Origin of the sequence: Mesorhizobium sp. M8A.F.Ca.ET.165.01.1.1, from assembly GCF_004792065.1 — a bacterium.
Classification (GTDB): domain Bacteria; phylum Pseudomonadota; class Alphaproteobacteria; order Rhizobiales; family Rhizobiaceae; genus Mesorhizobium.
The window spans coordinates 110015-127070 of sequence record NZ_SRTH01000007.1; the positions used below are offsets into that span (position 1 = coordinate 110015).

At 63.4% G+C, this 17056-nt stretch carries 14 protein-coding genes; 2 read left to right on the plus strand and 12 right to left on the minus strand.

Going from position 1 to position 17056, the window contains the following annotated elements; all coding sequences use genetic code 11:
• The first annotated feature begins 79 nt into the window (after nucleotides 1–79).
• On the plus strand, nucleotides 80–1216 hold the full coding sequence (locus EN808_RS20015) for a VWA domain-containing protein (RefSeq protein ID WP_135916693.1): 1137 nt from the start codon (nucleotides 80–82) through the stop codon (nucleotides 1214–1216).
• Nucleotides 1216–2103, plus strand: coding sequence for an amidohydrolase (locus EN808_RS20020; protein WP_189524139.1), 888 nt, complete (start codon nucleotides 1216–1218; stop codon nucleotides 2101–2103). The genes EN808_RS20015 and EN808_RS20020 overlap by 1 nt, the downstream gene beginning before the upstream one ends.
• Before the next feature lie 54 nt (nucleotides 2104–2157).
• On the opposite strand, the gene EN808_RS20025 is transcribed toward EN808_RS20020, so the two are convergent.
• The 12 genes from EN808_RS20025 to EN808_RS20080 all read right to left on the minus strand — a co-directional run bounded on the left by EN808_RS20025 (nucleotide 2158) and on the right by EN808_RS20080 (nucleotide 16956).
• Nucleotides 2158–3423 (minus strand): ABC transporter substrate-binding protein, encoded by a 1266-nt coding sequence (locus EN808_RS20025; RefSeq protein ID WP_135916695.1) that lies wholly within the window; start codon nucleotides 3421–3423, stop codon nucleotides 2158–2160.
• 26 nt (nucleotides 3424–3449) lie between these two features.
• A complete protein-coding gene (locus EN808_RS20030) occupies nucleotides 3450–4280 on the minus strand; it encodes a carbohydrate ABC transporter permease (protein WP_135916696.1) in 831 nt (276 codons plus the stop codon).
• On the minus strand, nucleotides 4277–5200 hold the full coding sequence (locus EN808_RS20035; protein WP_127280742.1) for a sugar ABC transporter permease: 924 nt from the start codon (nucleotides 5198–5200) through the stop codon (nucleotides 4277–4279). Before EN808_RS20035 ends, EN808_RS20030 begins: the two co-directional genes overlap by 4 nt.
• Nucleotides 5193–6350 (minus strand): ABC transporter ATP-binding protein, encoded by a 1158-nt coding sequence (locus EN808_RS20040; protein ID WP_135916697.1) that lies wholly within the window; start codon nucleotides 6348–6350, stop codon nucleotides 5193–5195. The genes EN808_RS20035 and EN808_RS20040 overlap by 8 nt, the downstream gene beginning before the upstream one ends.
• Nucleotides 6347–7183 carry a metallophosphoesterase gene (locus EN808_RS20045; RefSeq protein ID WP_135916698.1) on the minus strand — a complete coding sequence of 279 codons (837 nt, stop codon included), beginning with the start codon at nucleotides 7181–7183 and terminating at the stop codon, nucleotides 6347–6349. The genes EN808_RS20040 and EN808_RS20045 overlap by 4 nt, the downstream gene beginning before the upstream one ends.
• Nucleotides 7184–7422: 239 nt before the next feature.
• A complete protein-coding gene (locus EN808_RS20050) occupies nucleotides 7423–7833 on the minus strand; it encodes a carboxymuconolactone decarboxylase family protein (RefSeq protein WP_127278345.1) in 411 nt (136 codons plus the stop codon).
• Nucleotides 7834–8223: 390 nt separating this feature from the next.
• Nucleotides 8224–9720 carry a sugar ABC transporter ATP-binding protein gene (locus EN808_RS20055; protein ID WP_135916699.1) on the minus strand — a complete coding sequence of 499 codons (1497 nt, stop codon included), beginning with the start codon at nucleotides 9718–9720 and terminating at the stop codon, nucleotides 8224–8226.
• Nucleotides 9720–10775 carry a hypothetical protein gene (locus EN808_RS20060; RefSeq protein WP_135916700.1) on the minus strand — a complete coding sequence of 352 codons (1056 nt, stop codon included), beginning with the start codon at nucleotides 10773–10775 and terminating at the stop codon, nucleotides 9720–9722. Before EN808_RS20060 ends, EN808_RS20055 begins: the two co-directional genes overlap by 1 nt.
• Entirely contained in the window at nucleotides 10772–12895 is a 2124-nt protein-coding gene (locus tag EN808_RS20065) for an SMP-30/gluconolactonase/LRE family protein (RefSeq protein WP_135916701.1), read from the minus strand. The genes EN808_RS20060 and EN808_RS20065 overlap by 4 nt, the downstream gene beginning before the upstream one ends.
• 256 nt (nucleotides 12896–13151) lie before the next feature.
• On the minus strand, nucleotides 13152–14177 hold the full coding sequence (locus EN808_RS20070) for a sugar ABC transporter substrate-binding protein (RefSeq protein WP_135916702.1): 1026 nt from the start codon (nucleotides 14175–14177) through the stop codon (nucleotides 13152–13154).
• 87 nt (nucleotides 14178–14264) lie between these two features.
• Nucleotides 14265–15251 (minus strand): ABC transporter permease, encoded by a 987-nt coding sequence (locus EN808_RS20075; protein ID WP_127278341.1) that lies wholly within the window; start codon nucleotides 15249–15251, stop codon nucleotides 14265–14267.
• A gap of 271 nt (nucleotides 15252–15522) precedes the next feature.
• On the minus strand, nucleotides 15523–16956 hold the full coding sequence (locus EN808_RS20080) for a DHA2 family efflux MFS transporter permease subunit (protein ID WP_127278340.1): 1434 nt from the start codon (nucleotides 16954–16956) through the stop codon (nucleotides 15523–15525).
• Nucleotides 16957–17056 lie beyond the last annotated feature (100 nt).

Genomic DNA, 17056 nt, shown 5'->3' on the forward strand with positions numbered 1-17056 from the left:
GTCGGCGGGACAGCGCCCCCCTCTGTCCGGCAGGACAGAGGGGGACGCGAAGGAACGCAACGGTCGGAATATTTCTGCCATGCCGCGCGACCGTAGCCTACCTCCGGCCGCCGCTCCCTTCCTCGGCTTCGCCCGGCTGCTGCGCCAGCACGGTTTCGCCATTGCCCCCGAACAAGCCTCCGGCTTCATGCAGGCGATAACCTTGCTTGGCCCCCGCTCGATGGCCGATATCCGCGCGGCGGCCCTTGCCACGCTGGCGCCGCCGCCGGATCGCCGCGACGAATTTGAGGCTCACTTCCAACGCTATTTTTACGGCAACACATCAGCCGTGGTCGAAGGCGACGCCGACGACGAGACCCGCATCAAGGATGATGGCGGCGCCGACGCCGAACGGATCGAGGCCGAGCAGCAACAGGAAGGCGGAGAGTTTTCCTCAGCGCTGGAGCAGTTGAGCACCCGCGACTTCCAGCGCGACGACGACAGGCTGACCGCCTTTCACCGCCAACTGTCATCCGCGCTCCCCGCGCGCCGCTCGTTCCGCACGGTGCGCACCCATTCACGCGGCAAGCTCGACCTGCGCCGCTCGCTCAGGGAAATCGTCAGCGCCGATGGCGATGTCCCCTCGCCGCTGCTGCGCCGCCGCCAGACCGTGCCGCGCAAGCTGCTGATCCTCATCGACGTTTCAGGCTCGATGAAGTTGCACACAGCGGACTATCTCAAGCTGGCGCATGCCGCCGTTCAGGGTGCTGACCGGGCAGAAATATTCACCTTCGGCACGCGTCTGACCCGCATCACCACGGCGTTGCGCGTCCGCGACCGGGACCAGGCGCTGGCGCGCGCGGCCGCCCAGGTCGACGACTGGGACGGAGGCACCCGCATGGGGCCGACGCTGCTTGCCTTCCTCTCCGTGCCGCGTTTCTCCTCCTTTGCGCGCGGTGCAGCCGTCGTCATCCTGTCCGACGCGCTGGAGCGCGGCGATCATGCCGAACTGGAAACGGCCATCCGCCGGCTGAGCGCCCGCGCCTTCCGGTTGTCGCTGGCGACCCCTTTGGCCGGCGACCCTCGCTTCCGGCCGGAGACCGCCGCGCTCGGCGCCATCCTGCCAGTGCTTGACGATCTGGTCGACGGCTCGTCACTTGCCGGTCTGACCGATTTCATCCTGTCGCTTGCCCGCCCCGCGCCCGTGGCGGCGGCAATCTGGAAGAGGGTATCGTGATGCAGAAAGCCATCGACGCGCATTTCCACATCTGGCGCCAGCAGGACCAGCCCTGGCTGGTCGGGCCGATGGTGCCGCGCATCTTCGGCCCTTACGAGCCGATCCGCCGCGATTATCCGATCGGGGAGTTTCTTGCCGACCAGCAGGGTTCCGGCGTAGAAAAAGCGGTCTATGTCCAGACCAACTGGGCCAAGGAGGATTTCGAAAAGGAAGTCGCCTTCCTGCAGAAAACGGCTGACGAGACCGGCTGGCCGCACGCTATCGTCGGCTATGCCGACATGACGGTCGACGATGTCAGGCCGCAGATCGACCGCTTGAAAAAATATCCGCTGCTGCGCGGCGTGCGCATGCAGCTGCACTGGCACGAGACGCCGGCCTTCCGCTTCGCTGCCTCGGCCGACCAGGTGATCGACCCGAGAGTGCGCGCCAATGTCGCGCGGCTGAAAGATTACGACCTGTCCTTCGACCTGCAGCTCTTCCCCGCCCAGATGAAGGACGGACTGGCGCTGGTCGGCGAGAATCCGCAAACCAAATTCATCCTCACCCATGCCGGCATGCTGACCGGCATGGACACGGAAACCACCGAGGCCTGGAAGGCCGGCCTGCGCACGCTGTCGGCTGCGCCCAATTTCTATGCCAAGCTCTCCGGTCTCGGCACTTTCGTCCACCGCAACGACCCGGCTCTCATCGCCTATATCGTCGACAACGCGATCGACATTCTCGGAACCGATCACCTGATGTTCGGCTCGAACTTCCCGATCGAAAAGCTGTGGACCAGCCACGCCGAACTGATCAAGGCGCACCGCGATGCGGTGGCGAAGCACGGTCCGGCCGCCGAGGCGGATATCTTCTGGAATACGGCGGAGCGGGTGTATCGGCCGGCTTAACGCAGCGGTCTTCCTTCCCCCCTTGTGGGAGAAGGAAAGAGCCGCCGTGCTTCCTTATTGCGTGGGCAGCATGCCTTCGACGTCGCTTGCAGCGTCGCCGAGCGCCTCCTTGGGCGTTGCCGACTGGTCGACGATCCGCGACAGATTGTCGACGATGGTCTGTGTCACCTTCACACCGTTGGTGCCGGGGAAAGCATACCACGGAACCATCAGCGGCATTTGGCTCAGACCAGCCTGGAACAGCGGGTTCTTCTTGTAGAAATCGCCGAGATATTCCGGCGATTTCGCCGCCAGTTCGTTGTTGGGGACATAGCCCGTGCCGGGCACGACGACCGACGCGCCATAAGGACCAGCGGCGAACTTCGCGAACTTCCAGGCGGCGTCCTGCTTGGCCGCGTCCTTGGTCAGGATGACCGCGGCGTTGCCGCCGGTCGGCAGATGGCCGTTGATCGGATCGATCAGCGGGATCTTGGCCGTGCGCAGCGTGAACTTGTCGCCGACATTCTTGATCGTGTTGACCAGGGCGCCGGTGGTCTGGAATTCGAAGCCGACCTTGCCGGCCGCGAACGCTTGCTCGCCAGCCGGCTTGGTGAAGACCGGCATGCCGCCCTCCTTCACCATCCGCTCCAGGATCTCGACGGCCTTCTCGCCTTCCGGCCCATTGAAGGCGACCTTGCTTTCGTCCTCGTTCAGCATCTTGCCGCCGGCGCCGAACAGCAGCGCCGAGAACATCCAGTCGTCACCCTGCCAGCGGAAGTCGATGCCGTCGACGCCTTTGCCGAGCGCCTTGATCTTGCCGCCGAGCGCGATGACCTCGTCCCAGGTCTTGGGCGGGTTGTCCGGATCGCCGCCGGCGGCCTTCACCAGGTCGGCATTGTAATACATGATCGGGTTCGAGGTGGCGAAGGCGAGGCCGATCTGCTTGCCGTTGACTTGCGCCAGCTTCAGGATCGTGTCGGAAAAGCCGAGCTCCGCCATGTTGCCTTCCTTCTTGACCAGCGGGCCAAGATCGACGGCAACGTCGCGCTCGTTGAGCATGCGCAGGCGATTGAGGCCGATGAAGGTGATGTCGGGCATCTCGTCGGTGCCGGCCTGGCGAAGGATGGTCTGGATGCCTTCCTCATAGGTGGCGGACGGGCTGGCGAACTGGATCTTGATATCGGGATTTTCTTCCATGAACTTCTTCGAGATCGTGTCCATCACGTTCTTGAAGAAGCCGGGCATCGGATAATGAACCGTCAGCGTCGTGTCGGCATAGGCCGGAAGGGCGAAGGTCAGCGAGACCGCCGCCGCTGCAAGAATCCTGGGAAGTTGCTTCATGTGCTCGTGCTCCTGGTTCGACCCGGTCAGCCTTTGAGACCGGTCATGGTGATGCCTTCGACGAAGCGCTTCTGTGCGAACAGGAAAGCGACGACGAGTGGGAGGGTGATGATCAGCGTTGCGGCCATCAGTGCGCCGTAGTCGTCGCCGGCCTCCGCGGCGCGGAAATACATCAGGCCGAGCGGCGGCGTGGCGTAGGCCTGCTTGCTGACGACGATCAGCGGCCAGTAGAGATCGTTCCAGTGCGCGACCACCGAGAAGATCGCGAAGGCGGTGACGGCCGGCCAGGCGTTGGGGACGATGACGCGCGCGACGATGCCGAGTTCTGACATGCCGTCGAGCCGCGCCGCGTGGATGAGATCGTCGGGCATGGCGCGGAAGAACTGCAGGAACATGAAGATCGCGAACACCGAAATGGTGAAAGGCGCCACCAGCGAGGTATAGCTGTTCAACAGCGACATCCTGTCGAAGGCTACATAGAGCGGCAGCGCCGTGGCGTGGATCGGCACCAGCAGGCCGAGCATGACCAGCACCATCATAAATCGCGCCGCGCGGAATTTCAGTTTGGCCATGGCGTAGGCGCAGGGGATGGCGACCAGCACCTGAAAGAAGAAGATCAGGCCGCACACGATGACGCCGTTCCACAGCAGCGTTGCCATCGGCACCTTGGCAAACGCCTTGGCGAAATTCTCGGCGAAGTAGAAATGCTCGGGGATGAGCGACAGCGACGAGGTGAAGATGTCGCTCTGCGTCTTGCCCGCCGTCGAGATCATGAAGATATAGGGGGCAAGGATCATCAGCGCGCCGAGCGAAAGCAGCGCGAAGCGGATGAGGCGGCCGGCCGGGATGCTGGTCATGTGTAGTGCACCCGTCGGTCGAGCACGCGGTACTGGAGAAGCATCAGCACGACCAGGATCGCCAGGAAGACGACCGTCATCGCCGAGGCATAGCCGACGCGCAGATAGACGAAGCCTTCCTGGTAGATGGTGAACAGCAGCACTTCGGACGCCTTGTTGGGACCGCCATCGGTCAGCATCTTCACGGTCTCGAAAACCTTCACCGCATTGGTGATGCTGATGGTGACGACGAACAGCGTCGTCGGTCCGAGCATCGGCCAGGTGACCAGGAAGAACCGATCGAGCGCCGATTTCGCGCCATCGACGTGGGCGGCGGCGTAGAGCTCGCGCGGGATAGCCGTCAGGCCCGCCAGGAACAGCACCATGTTGAAGCCCACCGACTGCCAGATGCCGATGATCGACAGGCTGTAGAGCACGGTGTTCGAGGCACCGAGCCAGTTCGGACCGGGAATGCCGGCGAGCGAAAGCAGCGCGTTGAGCGGCCCGATCGTCGGATGGAAGAGGTATTGCCAGACGGTCGCCATGGCGACGATCAGCGACGCCACCGGCAGGAAATAGACGGTGCGGAAGAAGCCGCGCGCACGCGGTTCGCCTTCGATCAGCAAGGCGACGCCGAGGCCGAGCATGATCGAGACCGGCGCCACGATCGCCGTATAGACCGATGTGTTCCACAATGATTTGCGGAAGGTTCGATCGGTGATCAGATGCGCGTAGTTCTCGAAGCCGACCAGGCGAAATTTGCCGTAGCCGAGTTCGAAATCGGTGAAGCCGAGGAAGATGACGGCAACCACCGGCAGCAGCACGAACAGCAGCAACAGCACGATCGCCGGAGCTGCCAGCAGCCAGGCGGTGCGGTCATCGCTGCGCCGATGAAGTGCCGCTGCATCCGAAGCGCGGCCCGCCAGCGCGACGCTAGACATAGGCCGGCTCCTGGCGTGCGGGCGCGGCGCTTGCCGTACGCAGCCGCCGTCCCTCCGGCCCGAAGACCATGGCCTGTTCGGGGGACAGAAGGATACCCACCGGCATTCCCGAAATCAGTTCCCTCGCCTCATGCGGCGCAAGCTTGGCGATGACGACGTCGCCGGAAGCGTCGAGCCGGCAATGGGCAATGACTTCCGACCCGAGGAATTCCAGGCGCTCGATGCGTCCGGCAAGCCCGCTCCGGCCGCTGGGCGACAGCTTGACGAATTCAGGCCGGATGCCGAGGCTGACCGGGCCGTTCGCCACTTTCTCCAGCAGGGCAAGCCGGATGCCCGAGAAATCGACGCGGCCATTCTCGGCGAGCGCCGAGATGATGTTGATCCTCGGCTGGCCGACGAAGCGGGCGACCTCGATATGAGCGGGATCGTTGTAGATCGCCTCGGGCGCGGCGAGTTGCAGCAGATTGCCGCCGATCATCACCGCCACGCGGTCGGCCATCGAAAGCGCCTCGGCCTGGTCATGCGTCACATAGAGCGTCGGTACGCCGGCGCGCCGGTGCAGTTCGACGATCTCGCCACGGGCATGGACGCGCAGATTGGCGTCGAGGTTGGACAGAGGTTCGTCCATCAGGAAGATGCTGGGATGGCGCACCATGGCGCGCGCCAGCGCGACGCGCTGCCGTTGCCCACCCGACATCTGACCAGGCTTCCGGTCAAGCAGATGGTCGATCTTGAGCACCGTCGCCATCTCGCGGACATCCCGCGAAATCCCGGCCCGGATCTCTTTCTGGCCCGGCAGGGCCGAGCCGACCAGCGGCAGGCGCTGTGTCCGGCTCAACCGCTTCATGGCCAGCGGAACGGCAATGTTCTGGCCGGCCGTCAGATGCGGATAGAGCGCGTAGGACTGGAACACCATGGCGATGTTGCGATCGGCCGCGGCGACCGCCGACATGTCCTTGCCGCCAACGAAGATCTCGCCGCTGTCGGCATGATCGAGCCCAGCAAGGATGCGCAGCAAGGTGCTCTTGCCGCAGCCCGAGGGGCCGACGAGAGCGATGAACTCGCCCGCTTCGGCATCGAGGCTGACGCCGTTCAGGACGGCGTTGCCGCCAAAGGCCTTGTTCAGGCCGCGAAGCGAGAGCGCGCTCATGACGCGACCTTCCTGCGGACCTTGTGCGCCTCGTGCGGGTAGACCTCCTCGACCACGTCATCGAGGACATGGACGGTCATGCCGGGAATTGCGACGATCTCGCTGGTGACCGTGTCGCCGAACTCATGCACGACGGCGCCGAGCAGCCGCTCGCCCGGCATGTCGCGCTCCATGTCCCCGACGACGAAGGCAGCCGACGGACCCCATATCAGCGAAGTGTTTTGGTATTTGCCTTGCCATGCCCGGTGCAAGTGCCCGCTGGCGAACAGCGCGACATCATGGGCGGCGATCAGATCGTAGAGACGCTGCCGCTGTGCCGGGCGGATGCTCCAGTAACCGGTGTCGCCCTCGCCCGGCTCATCGATGAACAAGGGCTTGTGGGCGAAGAGCGCGGCGCGCCGGCCGCCTCGGCTTTCCAGCGCCGCGCGCAGCCATTCGAACTGGGCCGTTTCCTCGGCATCATCAAAGCCCATCAGCAGGCTGTCGAGGCCGATGAGCCGCCAGTTTCCCGCGTCCTCCATCCAATAATCAGGGCCAACCAGCCGGCGCCAGCGCTCAAGACGTTCCGCATTGACCGGCTGCAAGGAGCCGGGCAGATGGCCGACATCGTGATTGCCGGGCACAAGCAGCATCGGGACTGAGATTTCCCGCATCAGGTCCATGCAGAAGCTGATGTCGGCATCCTTGTCTGCGCCATCGACGCTGAGATCGCCGGTATGGATGACGAGGTTCGCACCGCTCTGCTCGATCCAGGCGGCGAGCGGCTGCCAATTGCCGTTGAAATGCGGCTTGGTCGGGCTGAAATGGGTATCGGTGATCTGGACGATTTTCATGCCGGCTCCACTGCGAGAGCCTGCTGCCGGAAAACCACCGGGCGACCTCGCGTGTGGCTTCCTTAGTGCCGTTACATGTCACTTCCTTAACAGCGTGGGGACAAATGTTCCCATCGCGCCGATGGGCCGGCTGGCCGCCGGCGCGGTTCAGCGTGCGATAGAATTGCCGAACCGCTCCAACTCTTTGTTTTTGCGTAATTTCAGATGGAAGGCCGCTATGCGCGTTTCCCGGAACGGCTCTAGCTTTTCACCTCGAATTGCGGATCGACTGGAATCTGCATCGCCGTAACCAGATGATTGGTCTGGCCGGCGAGCCCGATGATCGACACCAGCTCGCCGTGCTGCGCGTCGGTCATGCCCTTGGCGCGCGCCGCCGCCGTGTGCGAGTGGACGCAGTAGGAGCAGCCATTGGCCGTCGACACCGCGATGTAGATCATTTCCTTGGTCAGCGGATCGATGGCGCTGTCCGCCACCATCACCGCCTTCAACTGTTCCCAGATCCGCTTCAGCGCCGCCGGATCATTGGCGAGCCCACGCCAGAAATTGTTGACGAAATCCGATTTGCGCGTCGCCCTGATGTCGTCGAACACCGCCTTCACCGCCGGGATTTTCTCGACCTCGGCATCGCTGAGGAGCTTTGTGGTGGCCATGATCGGGTCCTTTCGTTTGGATGAATAAGGTCGTTGAAACAAGTTTCGAGCAAATGCGGCGGCTAACCAACTTTTTTGACTCGGTTTTTGGCGCTCAATGGCGTGGCGCCTTGAAGGTTGGCCGAAGCACTTAAACTTCGTCATCCCTGGGCGAAGCAGGCGCGAAGCGCCGTCGCGGAGACCCTGGGATCCATGCCGCGACTTTCACCGTAGAGTGCAGCGGAGCCAAATCCTGCACCATAGCAGCGCTTCTGAGTCTCGGCATGGATCCTCGGGTCTGCGCCGCGTCGCTACGCTCCTTGCTCCGCCCGTGGATGACGAAATGACGGATGCCTCGGCTAGCCTCCGGTGTTCGATCCAATGGTGCGATCATCCACCTTGTCTCGCCACCTAATGCACCGCCGCGTACATGATCCTCTCCTCCGTCGCCTCCGCCGGCGAAAACTCCTCGACGATGCGCCCTTGGCGGCAGACCAAAATGCGGTCCGACAGGTTCATGATCTCCGGCAAATAGGAAGAGATCACCACCACGGCCAATCCCTCATCCGCCAGCCGGTTGATGATCTGGTGGATCTCGGCGATCGCGCCGACGTCGACGCCGCGCGTCGGCTCGTCGAAGATGACGATGCGCGGCTTCTGCACCAGCCCCTTGCCGATCACCACCTTCTGCTGGTTGCCGCCGGAGAGTTCGACGACTCGCGCATTGTCGTTGATCGCCTTGATGTTCAGCGTCTTGGTCCATTCCGCCGAAAGCTGCCGCATCTCCTGCTGGTTGATCACCCAGGCCTTTTCACGGCCCGCCGCCAGCAGCCCGCCGAACAGGTTCTCGGCGATGCCCATCGTCTCGAAGATGCCTTCGCTCTTGCGGTCCTCGGTGACATAGACAATGCCGTCGGCCACCGCTTGGCTCGGCACGAGATAGCGCACGGGCTTATCGTCCAGTTCGATCGCACCGCCGCGCAAAAAATCGCGCTTGTAGATGCCCGACACGATCTTAAACGTCTCGGTGCGCCCCGAGCCGATCAGCCCGAACACGCCGGTGATCTGGCCCTCGAAGATCGAGAAGGAATTGTTGCGCACGACATTGCTCATCGAGATGTCCTGCACCGACAGCACTTTCTTGCCGGCCTTGCGCAGCTTGGCCTCATCGCGCTGGCGGTAAATCTGTCCCGACAGCGTACGCCCGACCATGGCGGCGACGATCTTGTCGCGGTCGAAGGCCGGCGTATCGTCGGTGACGACCAGTTCGCCGTCGCGCAGGATGGTGATGCGGTCGGCAATCATCAATGCCTCTTCCAGCGCGTGGCTGATGAAGACGATCGAGACACCGTTCGCCTGCAGCCGCCGGATGAGCGCGAAAAAGTGGCGCTTCTCCTCCGGCGTCAGCGTCGCTGTCGGTTCGTCGAAGATGATGATCTCGGCATTGTGGTGCACGGCGCGCGCGATTTCGACCATCTGCCGCTTGGCGGCGCCCAACGTCGCCACCATGGCGTTCGGATCGACCGGAAAATTCAGCGACTGCAGGAACTGCTGTGCTGAGATATACGTGCCGCGCAGCCGGTTGAGGAATTTTTCAGTACCGAGATAGAGGTTCTGCGCCACCGTCATCGACGGCACCAGGCTGGTCTCCTGGAACACCATGGCAATGCCCGCTTCGAGCGCGGCATGCGGTGAGGCGTAGGCGATCTCCTGGCCCTTATGGAACATCTTGCCCGAGGTGGCATCGACCACTCCGGCGATGATCTTGGTCAGCGTCGACTTGCCGGCACCGTTCTCGCCGAGCAGCGCATGGATTTCGCCCTTGCGTAGCTCGAAGGTGACGTTCTTCACCGCAGGCACGCCGCGGTAATTCTTGGTGACGTTCTCGAGGCGAACGATCGGTTGCATCAGAAACCTCCCGAGGCAAGGTCGACGGCCAGCACGCAGTCGCCGCCCTTCGAGGCGATCAACAGCCCTCCGTCCCTTTCCGCCACGCTGCAGATGCCGTGGCGCGTGCCGTTGGCGCGGCTGTGCAGGCTGAACCGCGGCTGCATGTTTTGGTCGAGCCTGACCACCAGCCCGTAGGAGCGGCTCGGCGACCATGGCTTGTGGATGCCCATGGTTCGGATGCCGCCGCATTGCAACGGCTCGAGGAAACTGCGGTTGGAGGCCAGCGCCGGCGCGATCCAGTAGGCCGGCGGCACCTGTCCGATCATATCCTGGCGATAGTGCGTTTCCTGCAGCACGAATTCGATCAGCCGGTTGCGCGGCGCGAACAGGGTCAGCCACGCTCCGCCATCGCCGGCCGGCGACAGCCGCGCGGGATAACCGGGCAGATGCGTCAGCACGGTCGAGCGATCGCCGGTCGTGCCATCGAAACGGACGAGCTGGTGGCGCCAGCTCTCGCTCACCAGCACGTCCCTACCGAGGAGATGGAGCCCGTAAGGGAACGCAATGTCGCCGGCCAGCTTGCTGAACTCACCGCCTGCCGCATCCCGCTTCCAAAGCGAACCGGAGGCGCCCTTCTTCAACAGATCGGCGGCCCATTGCGACGGCGTGTGCTCGGCCGACCCATTAGCCAGCCAAAGCCCGCCGTCCTCGGCATAGGCAAGAGCGGTGATGCAACGGATTCCGGCTGGCAGCGACACCTCCCTGCCCGCGATGAACAGCTTGCCGCTCTCCAGCCCTACCGTGAGTTCGCCTGAAGGCGACAGCGACAGCGCCGTGACAGGAGACGGAAAGGTCTCGACCACGACGGGTTCCACACCGACAGCAATCCCAAGGACGGCGTTGCCGCTTGAGGCGAGCAGCCGGCCACCGGCAACCAGCAGATTGTCGGGCTCGGTCAGTTCGGCGAAAGCCGGCGCATCATCGAGCCGCGTGTTCGGCCGGAAGGCGCCGTCGAGCGGCGGGATGGTCACTGCCTTGCCGCGAAACATATCCAGGATCGGATCGAGGATCATGGTTGCGCTCCCCAATAGGAAGCGGGGCTGGTCCAGTTCGGGTCGGCACCCCTGATCTTGTAGCGGCCGATGCGGTTGTTGAGGATGCCGCCGACGAACAGATATCCCTTGTGCTCGCGCATCGAGGTGACCATCGGGTGCGCGCCGCCCGTCAAGTCGCCCATCGCCTCGACGATGCCGCCCTTCTCGTTGAATTTCACCACGCCGCCGGTGTTGATGTTGGGAAACAGCCATTCGTCCTGCGGCAGCCGGCGCGTCATGCGCTTGCGCATGTCGGGATGGCGCAGCGAAAGGTCGAAGCTCGGCGTGCGCATACCCAGCCACGCCATCCAGTAATTGCCGTCCGAGGCCCGGTTGATGTTGTCGGGATACCCCGGCATGTCGCGGATGACACATTCGGCGGTGCCCGCCTTCGGCCCTTCCAGCCAGTAGCGATGCACGCGGCAGGCCCAGCTTTCGGCGAAGAACAGCGACTTGCCGTCATGCGCCATGCACACACCATTGGTGTAGCGATAGCCGTCGAGCAGCGTCTTTGTCGAGCCATCCCGGGGATCGTAGACCAGCAGGCGGCCGGTGGCGCGGTTCTCGATCGAGTCCAGCGCCCAGTCATGGGCATCGTAGCGCTTCGTCGAATCCGTGAAGTAGATGCGCCCGTCCGGCGCGATATCGCAATCATTGGGATCGCGCAGCCGTGCATCGTCGACGATCGACGTCCAGGAACGCGACGTCTCGGCCGACAGACGCTTGACCTCGCGCTGCGGTGAAACCGAATACAGCCCCATGGCGCCAACGCAGCTGATCAGGTTGCCCGATTTATCGAAGGCGAGCCCCAGCGGAAAGCCGCCAATATGGGCAAACACTTCCGACCTGACATAATCGGGCGCGAAGAAGCGGACGATCTCGCCATGGCGGGTGCCGCAATAGAGATTGTCGTCGCGGTCGAGGATGACGTCTTCAGGCCCCTCCAGTTCGCCAAGCCCGATATGGTCGGCTGAAGACAACCGGTTGTCGAGCGCGTAAGGCGTGCCGGAGCCCGGCACCGCGGACTGTGTTTCGCCCATCTTGAGATAGACCGGCGCGACATAGACCTCGTTCAGTACCTTGTGGCGGTTCTTCAGCCAGCGGATGTCGATGGTCACCGCCACAGCAAGCATGATGCCCAGCACCATCTGGTTGGTGCCGGTGCCGTAGCCGAGCCGGATCAGCCCGTTGGTCATGGTCAGCACGATGATGGCGCCCATCAGGCCCTTGATCACCGAACCGCGCCCGCCGCCGAGGCTGACGCCGCCGACCACCGCAGCGGTCAGCGCCATGATCTCCAGGTTGAGGCCGGTGCCTGGCCCTGCCCCACTCAACCGGCAGGCGATGAGAAAGCCGCCGATCGAGGCGCAGAAGCCGGAAAAGACATAGGTCATGAACACGGTGCGGCGCACCCGGATGCCGGCATTGTGCGCCGAGCGGCGGGAACCGCCGACCGCCAGCACATGCCAGCCGGGCCGCGAGCGCGTCAGCGCGATATGGGTGACGATGGCGAGGATGATTGCCAGCCACACCGAGACGGAGAGCCCCCAGAAGGTGCTGTCGCCGATGAAGTCGAGCACATCCGATGTGGCCGTCGAAAGCTGCACATCGGCTGCATAGGTGGTGACCAGGATGTCGAACAGCGCCCGCCCGAAGATGAAGGTCACCAGCGTGGTGAGGAAGGCGCGCAGCCTGAGGTACCCGACGAGGTATCCATTGATGGCACCGAAGATCAACCCAGTGGCGAACGAGGCGGCCAGCGCCAGCCAGATCGACTGTTCCAGGATGAAGAAGACATAGACGGCGGAGAAACAGGACAGCGCGAAGATCGAGCCGACCGAGAGATCGATGCCGCCGCCCAGCATCACCACGGTCATGCCGGTGACCACCATCGAGAACTCGCCGAGCTGACGGGTCGATTCCTGCAGCGAGGAGAGCTTGAAGAAGCCCGGAATGATCGAGCCGAAGGTCGCCAATGTCACCACCAGCGCCAGGAAAGGAATGGCGTTGTCGGTCCAGCGCTTGGTCAGGATCTCGCCGACCAGATGGTCGGGCACGAGATTGTAGCGCCAGGACTGAAGGCGTTCGCGAAAGGTCATCGGCTGCTGCTATTCCATGAGAAAAAGGGCCGGGTTGTTCCCGAGGCATGGCTTCGGGTAATTCTCGATCTCGCCGCTGCCCTCATCCGCCTGCCGGCACCTTCTCCCCGTATAGAGACGGGGAGAAGGGAAGCGCACCAACGTCGGCGTCCCCCTCTCCCCGTTCTTCACGGGGAGAGGGTAAGGGTGAGGGCAGCGCAAACCGCTAGCGATTAGAGATGGCCCAAGCCACCTCGCTGACATTAACCGCGCGACACTATTTCGCCGCCGCTTCGGACTGCAGCGCCTTCAGGTCCCAGCAGCTGTCGGGCTTGAGGTCGGCCTTGGTCGTCGCCTTCTCCAGCGTGTAGATGTAGGTGTGCGAGGTGCCGGCCGGCTGGCCGCTCTGCAGCAGGAATTTTATGATGGCGTTCATGTCGCCCGACTGGCGGGCAAGGTCGGTCATCACCACGGCGCCATAGGTGCCGTCGTTCAGCTTGTCGCAATCGGCCGCCTTTTCGCCGCCGCCGGTGGTGACCAAAAACACCTTGCCGTCGAGCTTGGCGTCGCGGATCGCGGCGGATGCGCCGGTCGCGTCACCATCCCAGAAATCGATGATCGAGCAGATGTCGGGGTTCTGCTGCAGCATGGTCGTGGTCACATTGCGCGAGGTCGTGGCATCCCAGTTGGAGTCGGGCTTGGCCACGACCTTGAAGTCGGGATGCTTGTCCAGCACCTTCATGATGCCGGCATACTGGTAAAGGCTGGAAGAATTGGCCTGGTCGCCCTGCACCAATCCGATTTTCTTGGACGAGTCCTCGCCGCAACCCTTGATCGCCGCTTCAGCCTCGAGCTGGCCGAGCCGGTCCCAGTCGCTGCCGACAAAGGCGTCGGCGGGAAAATTCGCCGGATTGTCGACCAGGATTACATAGGTGCCGGCCGCCTGCGCCTTCTTCATCAGCTTGGAATAGGAGTTGAGGTCCGGTGCATGGATGATCAGCACATCTGGCCTTGTGTCCGACGAGATCGCATCGGTGATCGCCTGCGCGCCGGCATCGACCACCCAGTTCGGGTCGCGCGTCTCGAACGTGCCGCCCCAGGCCTCGACCTCCTTCTTCAGGTAATGCGCCCAGCCCTGCGCCAGGTCGAAGCCCATCGCCAGCGGTACCAGCATGACGCGCTTGCCTTTCAGCGCTTGTGCATAGGCAGCAGGGCCTGGATCGTCAGCGGCGAAGGTCGGCGCCACGAAGGCGGTGACGGCAAGGGCCGTGGCAGCCGCCATGAGTGTTCTGATCAGTTTCATGTGTCATCCTCTGGTTCGGTTTTCATTGCCGGCCGATCGTTCCGATCGCACCGGGTACCCCGAGCAAGATGGGCTAGCCCATCTGCCCTAAATATCGCCCTGCTGCGCGGTCTGTTCGTCGCGCGGATTGATGATGCCGTCGACGATGATGGCGCCGAGCAGGATCGCCGCCTTGATCAGGTTCTGGTAGAGCAGCGGAATGTCGATGATGGTCATGGCGTTGAGCAGGATGCCGATCAGTGCTGCGCCCACCAGCACGTTGCGCACGCCGCCTCGCCCGCCCGACAATCCGATGCCGCCGATCACCGCCACCAGCACGATGTCGTAGAGCAGCGTCGAGTTGACGACCCGCGTGTTGATCGAGTGCAGGCTGGCCGCCGTCAAAAGGCCCGCGATCAGCGCCACGAAAGCGGACAGCACATAGCGCAGCACCAGCATCGGCCGCACCGGAATGCCGATGTTGCGCGCCGCCACCGGATTGTCGCCGGCGAAATAGATGTAGCGGCCCCATTTGGTGTAGCGCAGGAACAGGAAGAACAGGAAGGCGAGCCCGGCGAAGACGAACACCTCGATCGGAACGTCGAGAAAGCGCAGACCGCCGAGCAGTTCCACCCAATGGCCCTGAGGCACCGGCACCGCGTCCTGCGTGATCAATTGCGAACGCACATAGCCGAAGACGAAGGAGCCGGTCGCCAGCGTGACGAAGATCGCCGGCACATCGGCATAGGCGACGAGAAAGCCGTTGAGCAGGCCGATGGCGAGCACGCCGGCCAGCACATAGGCGAAGGCCAGCCCGTCCGGCGTTCCGGTGTTGAGCAATTGCAGGTACCAGGCGACCGACATCGCCATGATCGCCACCGCCGACAGGTCGATGCCGCGGCCGATGATGACGACGGCCATGCCGAGCGCCAGTATGCCCAGCACCGACACCGAGCGGACGATGGCGACGAGATTGTTGGGATCTATGAAACCCGGCAGGCCAATTGCGGCGGCGACGAACAGCACCACCGCTATGGCAAAGACAATGCCTTCCTGATTCAGGCTCCTGAAGTTCAGCCAGCCGGCCATGTTCATTGTCTGCTTTCACCCCGATGGCAGCGCTGCCACCCCTGGGTCGAAAACTAATCGGCTCAGCGTCGCTTCGTCAAATGAATCCGCGTTCAAAACGTGGGCTTGCGATGAGATTCGCAAAGTGGACGCATTGATTGCCGAATCTGGCGCAATGCCCGGAAACTTAAACGCTTTTGGCAATTGTTTGCACCATCTCGGCGCATTGCGAAAGCGTCACACCAAGGCGAAAGGCGAAGACGGAATTTAACCTCGCCATGGGCGGGAAAATTCGATTTCAGTTCCCGGCAATATGGCCCGAGACCTCGGCGCCGGCGGTCCTCGGCAACACCAGGAAACGAAACGACGCCACCAGCCCGATGACGGCGATCACCAGGAAGGCTGCTCGAAAATCGACGAGATCGAGCGCCGGCCGGCCTCTCGCGATCTGCGACAGGTTGAGGATCGCCGCCGCCACGGCAACGCCGAACAGCATCGCCACCTGCTGCAGCATCGAGGACAAGGTCGCAGCGGAGCTGCGCTGCCCGGCGGCGATATCGGCGAAGGCCAGCGTGTTGAGCGCGGTGAACTGCATCGAGCGCGACAGGCCGGCAATCAGCATCAGCGCCACCACCAGCGCCTGCGGCGTCTGCGGCGAGATCGCCGCGCAAGCCATGATCGATGCCGACGCGATGATGCCGTTGACGACCATCACCGAGCGAAAGCCGAAGCGACGCAGCATCGGCGTCGTCACCGTCTTCATGCCGAGATTGCCAAGGAAATAGGCCAGGATCATCATGCCGGCGTCGACGGGCGAGAGGCCGAAGCCGACCTGGAACAACAGCGGCAAAAGGAACGGCGTGGCGTTGATCGCAACCCGGAAGATGGTGCCAGCGGCAAGCGTCGAGATGGCGAAGGTCTGCACCTTGAACGACGACAGGTCGAGCAGCGGATGCGGCGCGCGATGGAGATGACGCACCGCCAGCCATCCGACGACGATCCCCGCCGCGATCAGCCCCACCGTCGGCAAGGCGCCATCCTCCGGATGCGCGATGCGCTCCAGGCCATAGAGCAGGCAGGCGAGCCCCAGCGACGTCAGGAAGAAACCCGGCCAATCGAGCGGCTTGGGATCGGCTTCACGGTCACCGGGGATGAAGCGGGCGACCAGCGCCAGCCCGATCATACCGAGCGGAATGTTGATGAAGAAATTCCAGTGCCAGGACAGATAGGTGGTGATGAAGCCACCGAGCACCGGCCCGACGACAGGCGCGAACAGCGCCGGCCAGGTGATCAGCGCCGTGGCGTTGAGCAATTCGGATTTCGACGCGTTGCGCAGCACCAGGATGCGGCCGACCGGCGTCATCAGCGCGCTGCCCAGCCCCTGCACGGCACGGGCAATGACGAATTCGGTCAGGTTCTGCGAAAAGCCGCAGGCAAGCGAAGCCAGCGTGAACAGCGCGATGGCGACGAGGAAGATGTTGCGCGCGCCGAAACGGTCGGCGAGCCAGCCCGACAGCGGCACGAACACCGCCATGGTCAGCATGTAGACGGTGATGCCGATGCTCATCGCCACCGCCGGCACGCCGAACGATTCCCCCATCTGCGGCAGCGAGGTCGAGATGATCGTCGAATCCAGCAGTTGCATGAAGAAGGCGATGGCGACGATCAGCGCCACGCGCCGCGAATTCCCGGCTGGGTCGGCTGAAGCTTCGGTCTCGGAAATGGCAGTCATGACGGACCGCTTTGAACAGCATTTGGCCGATGGCGTCCAGACAACAGCCAACAAACTTTCGTGTCGCGCCGCGGCCTGTTATGGATGAGCGGGGTGGCCG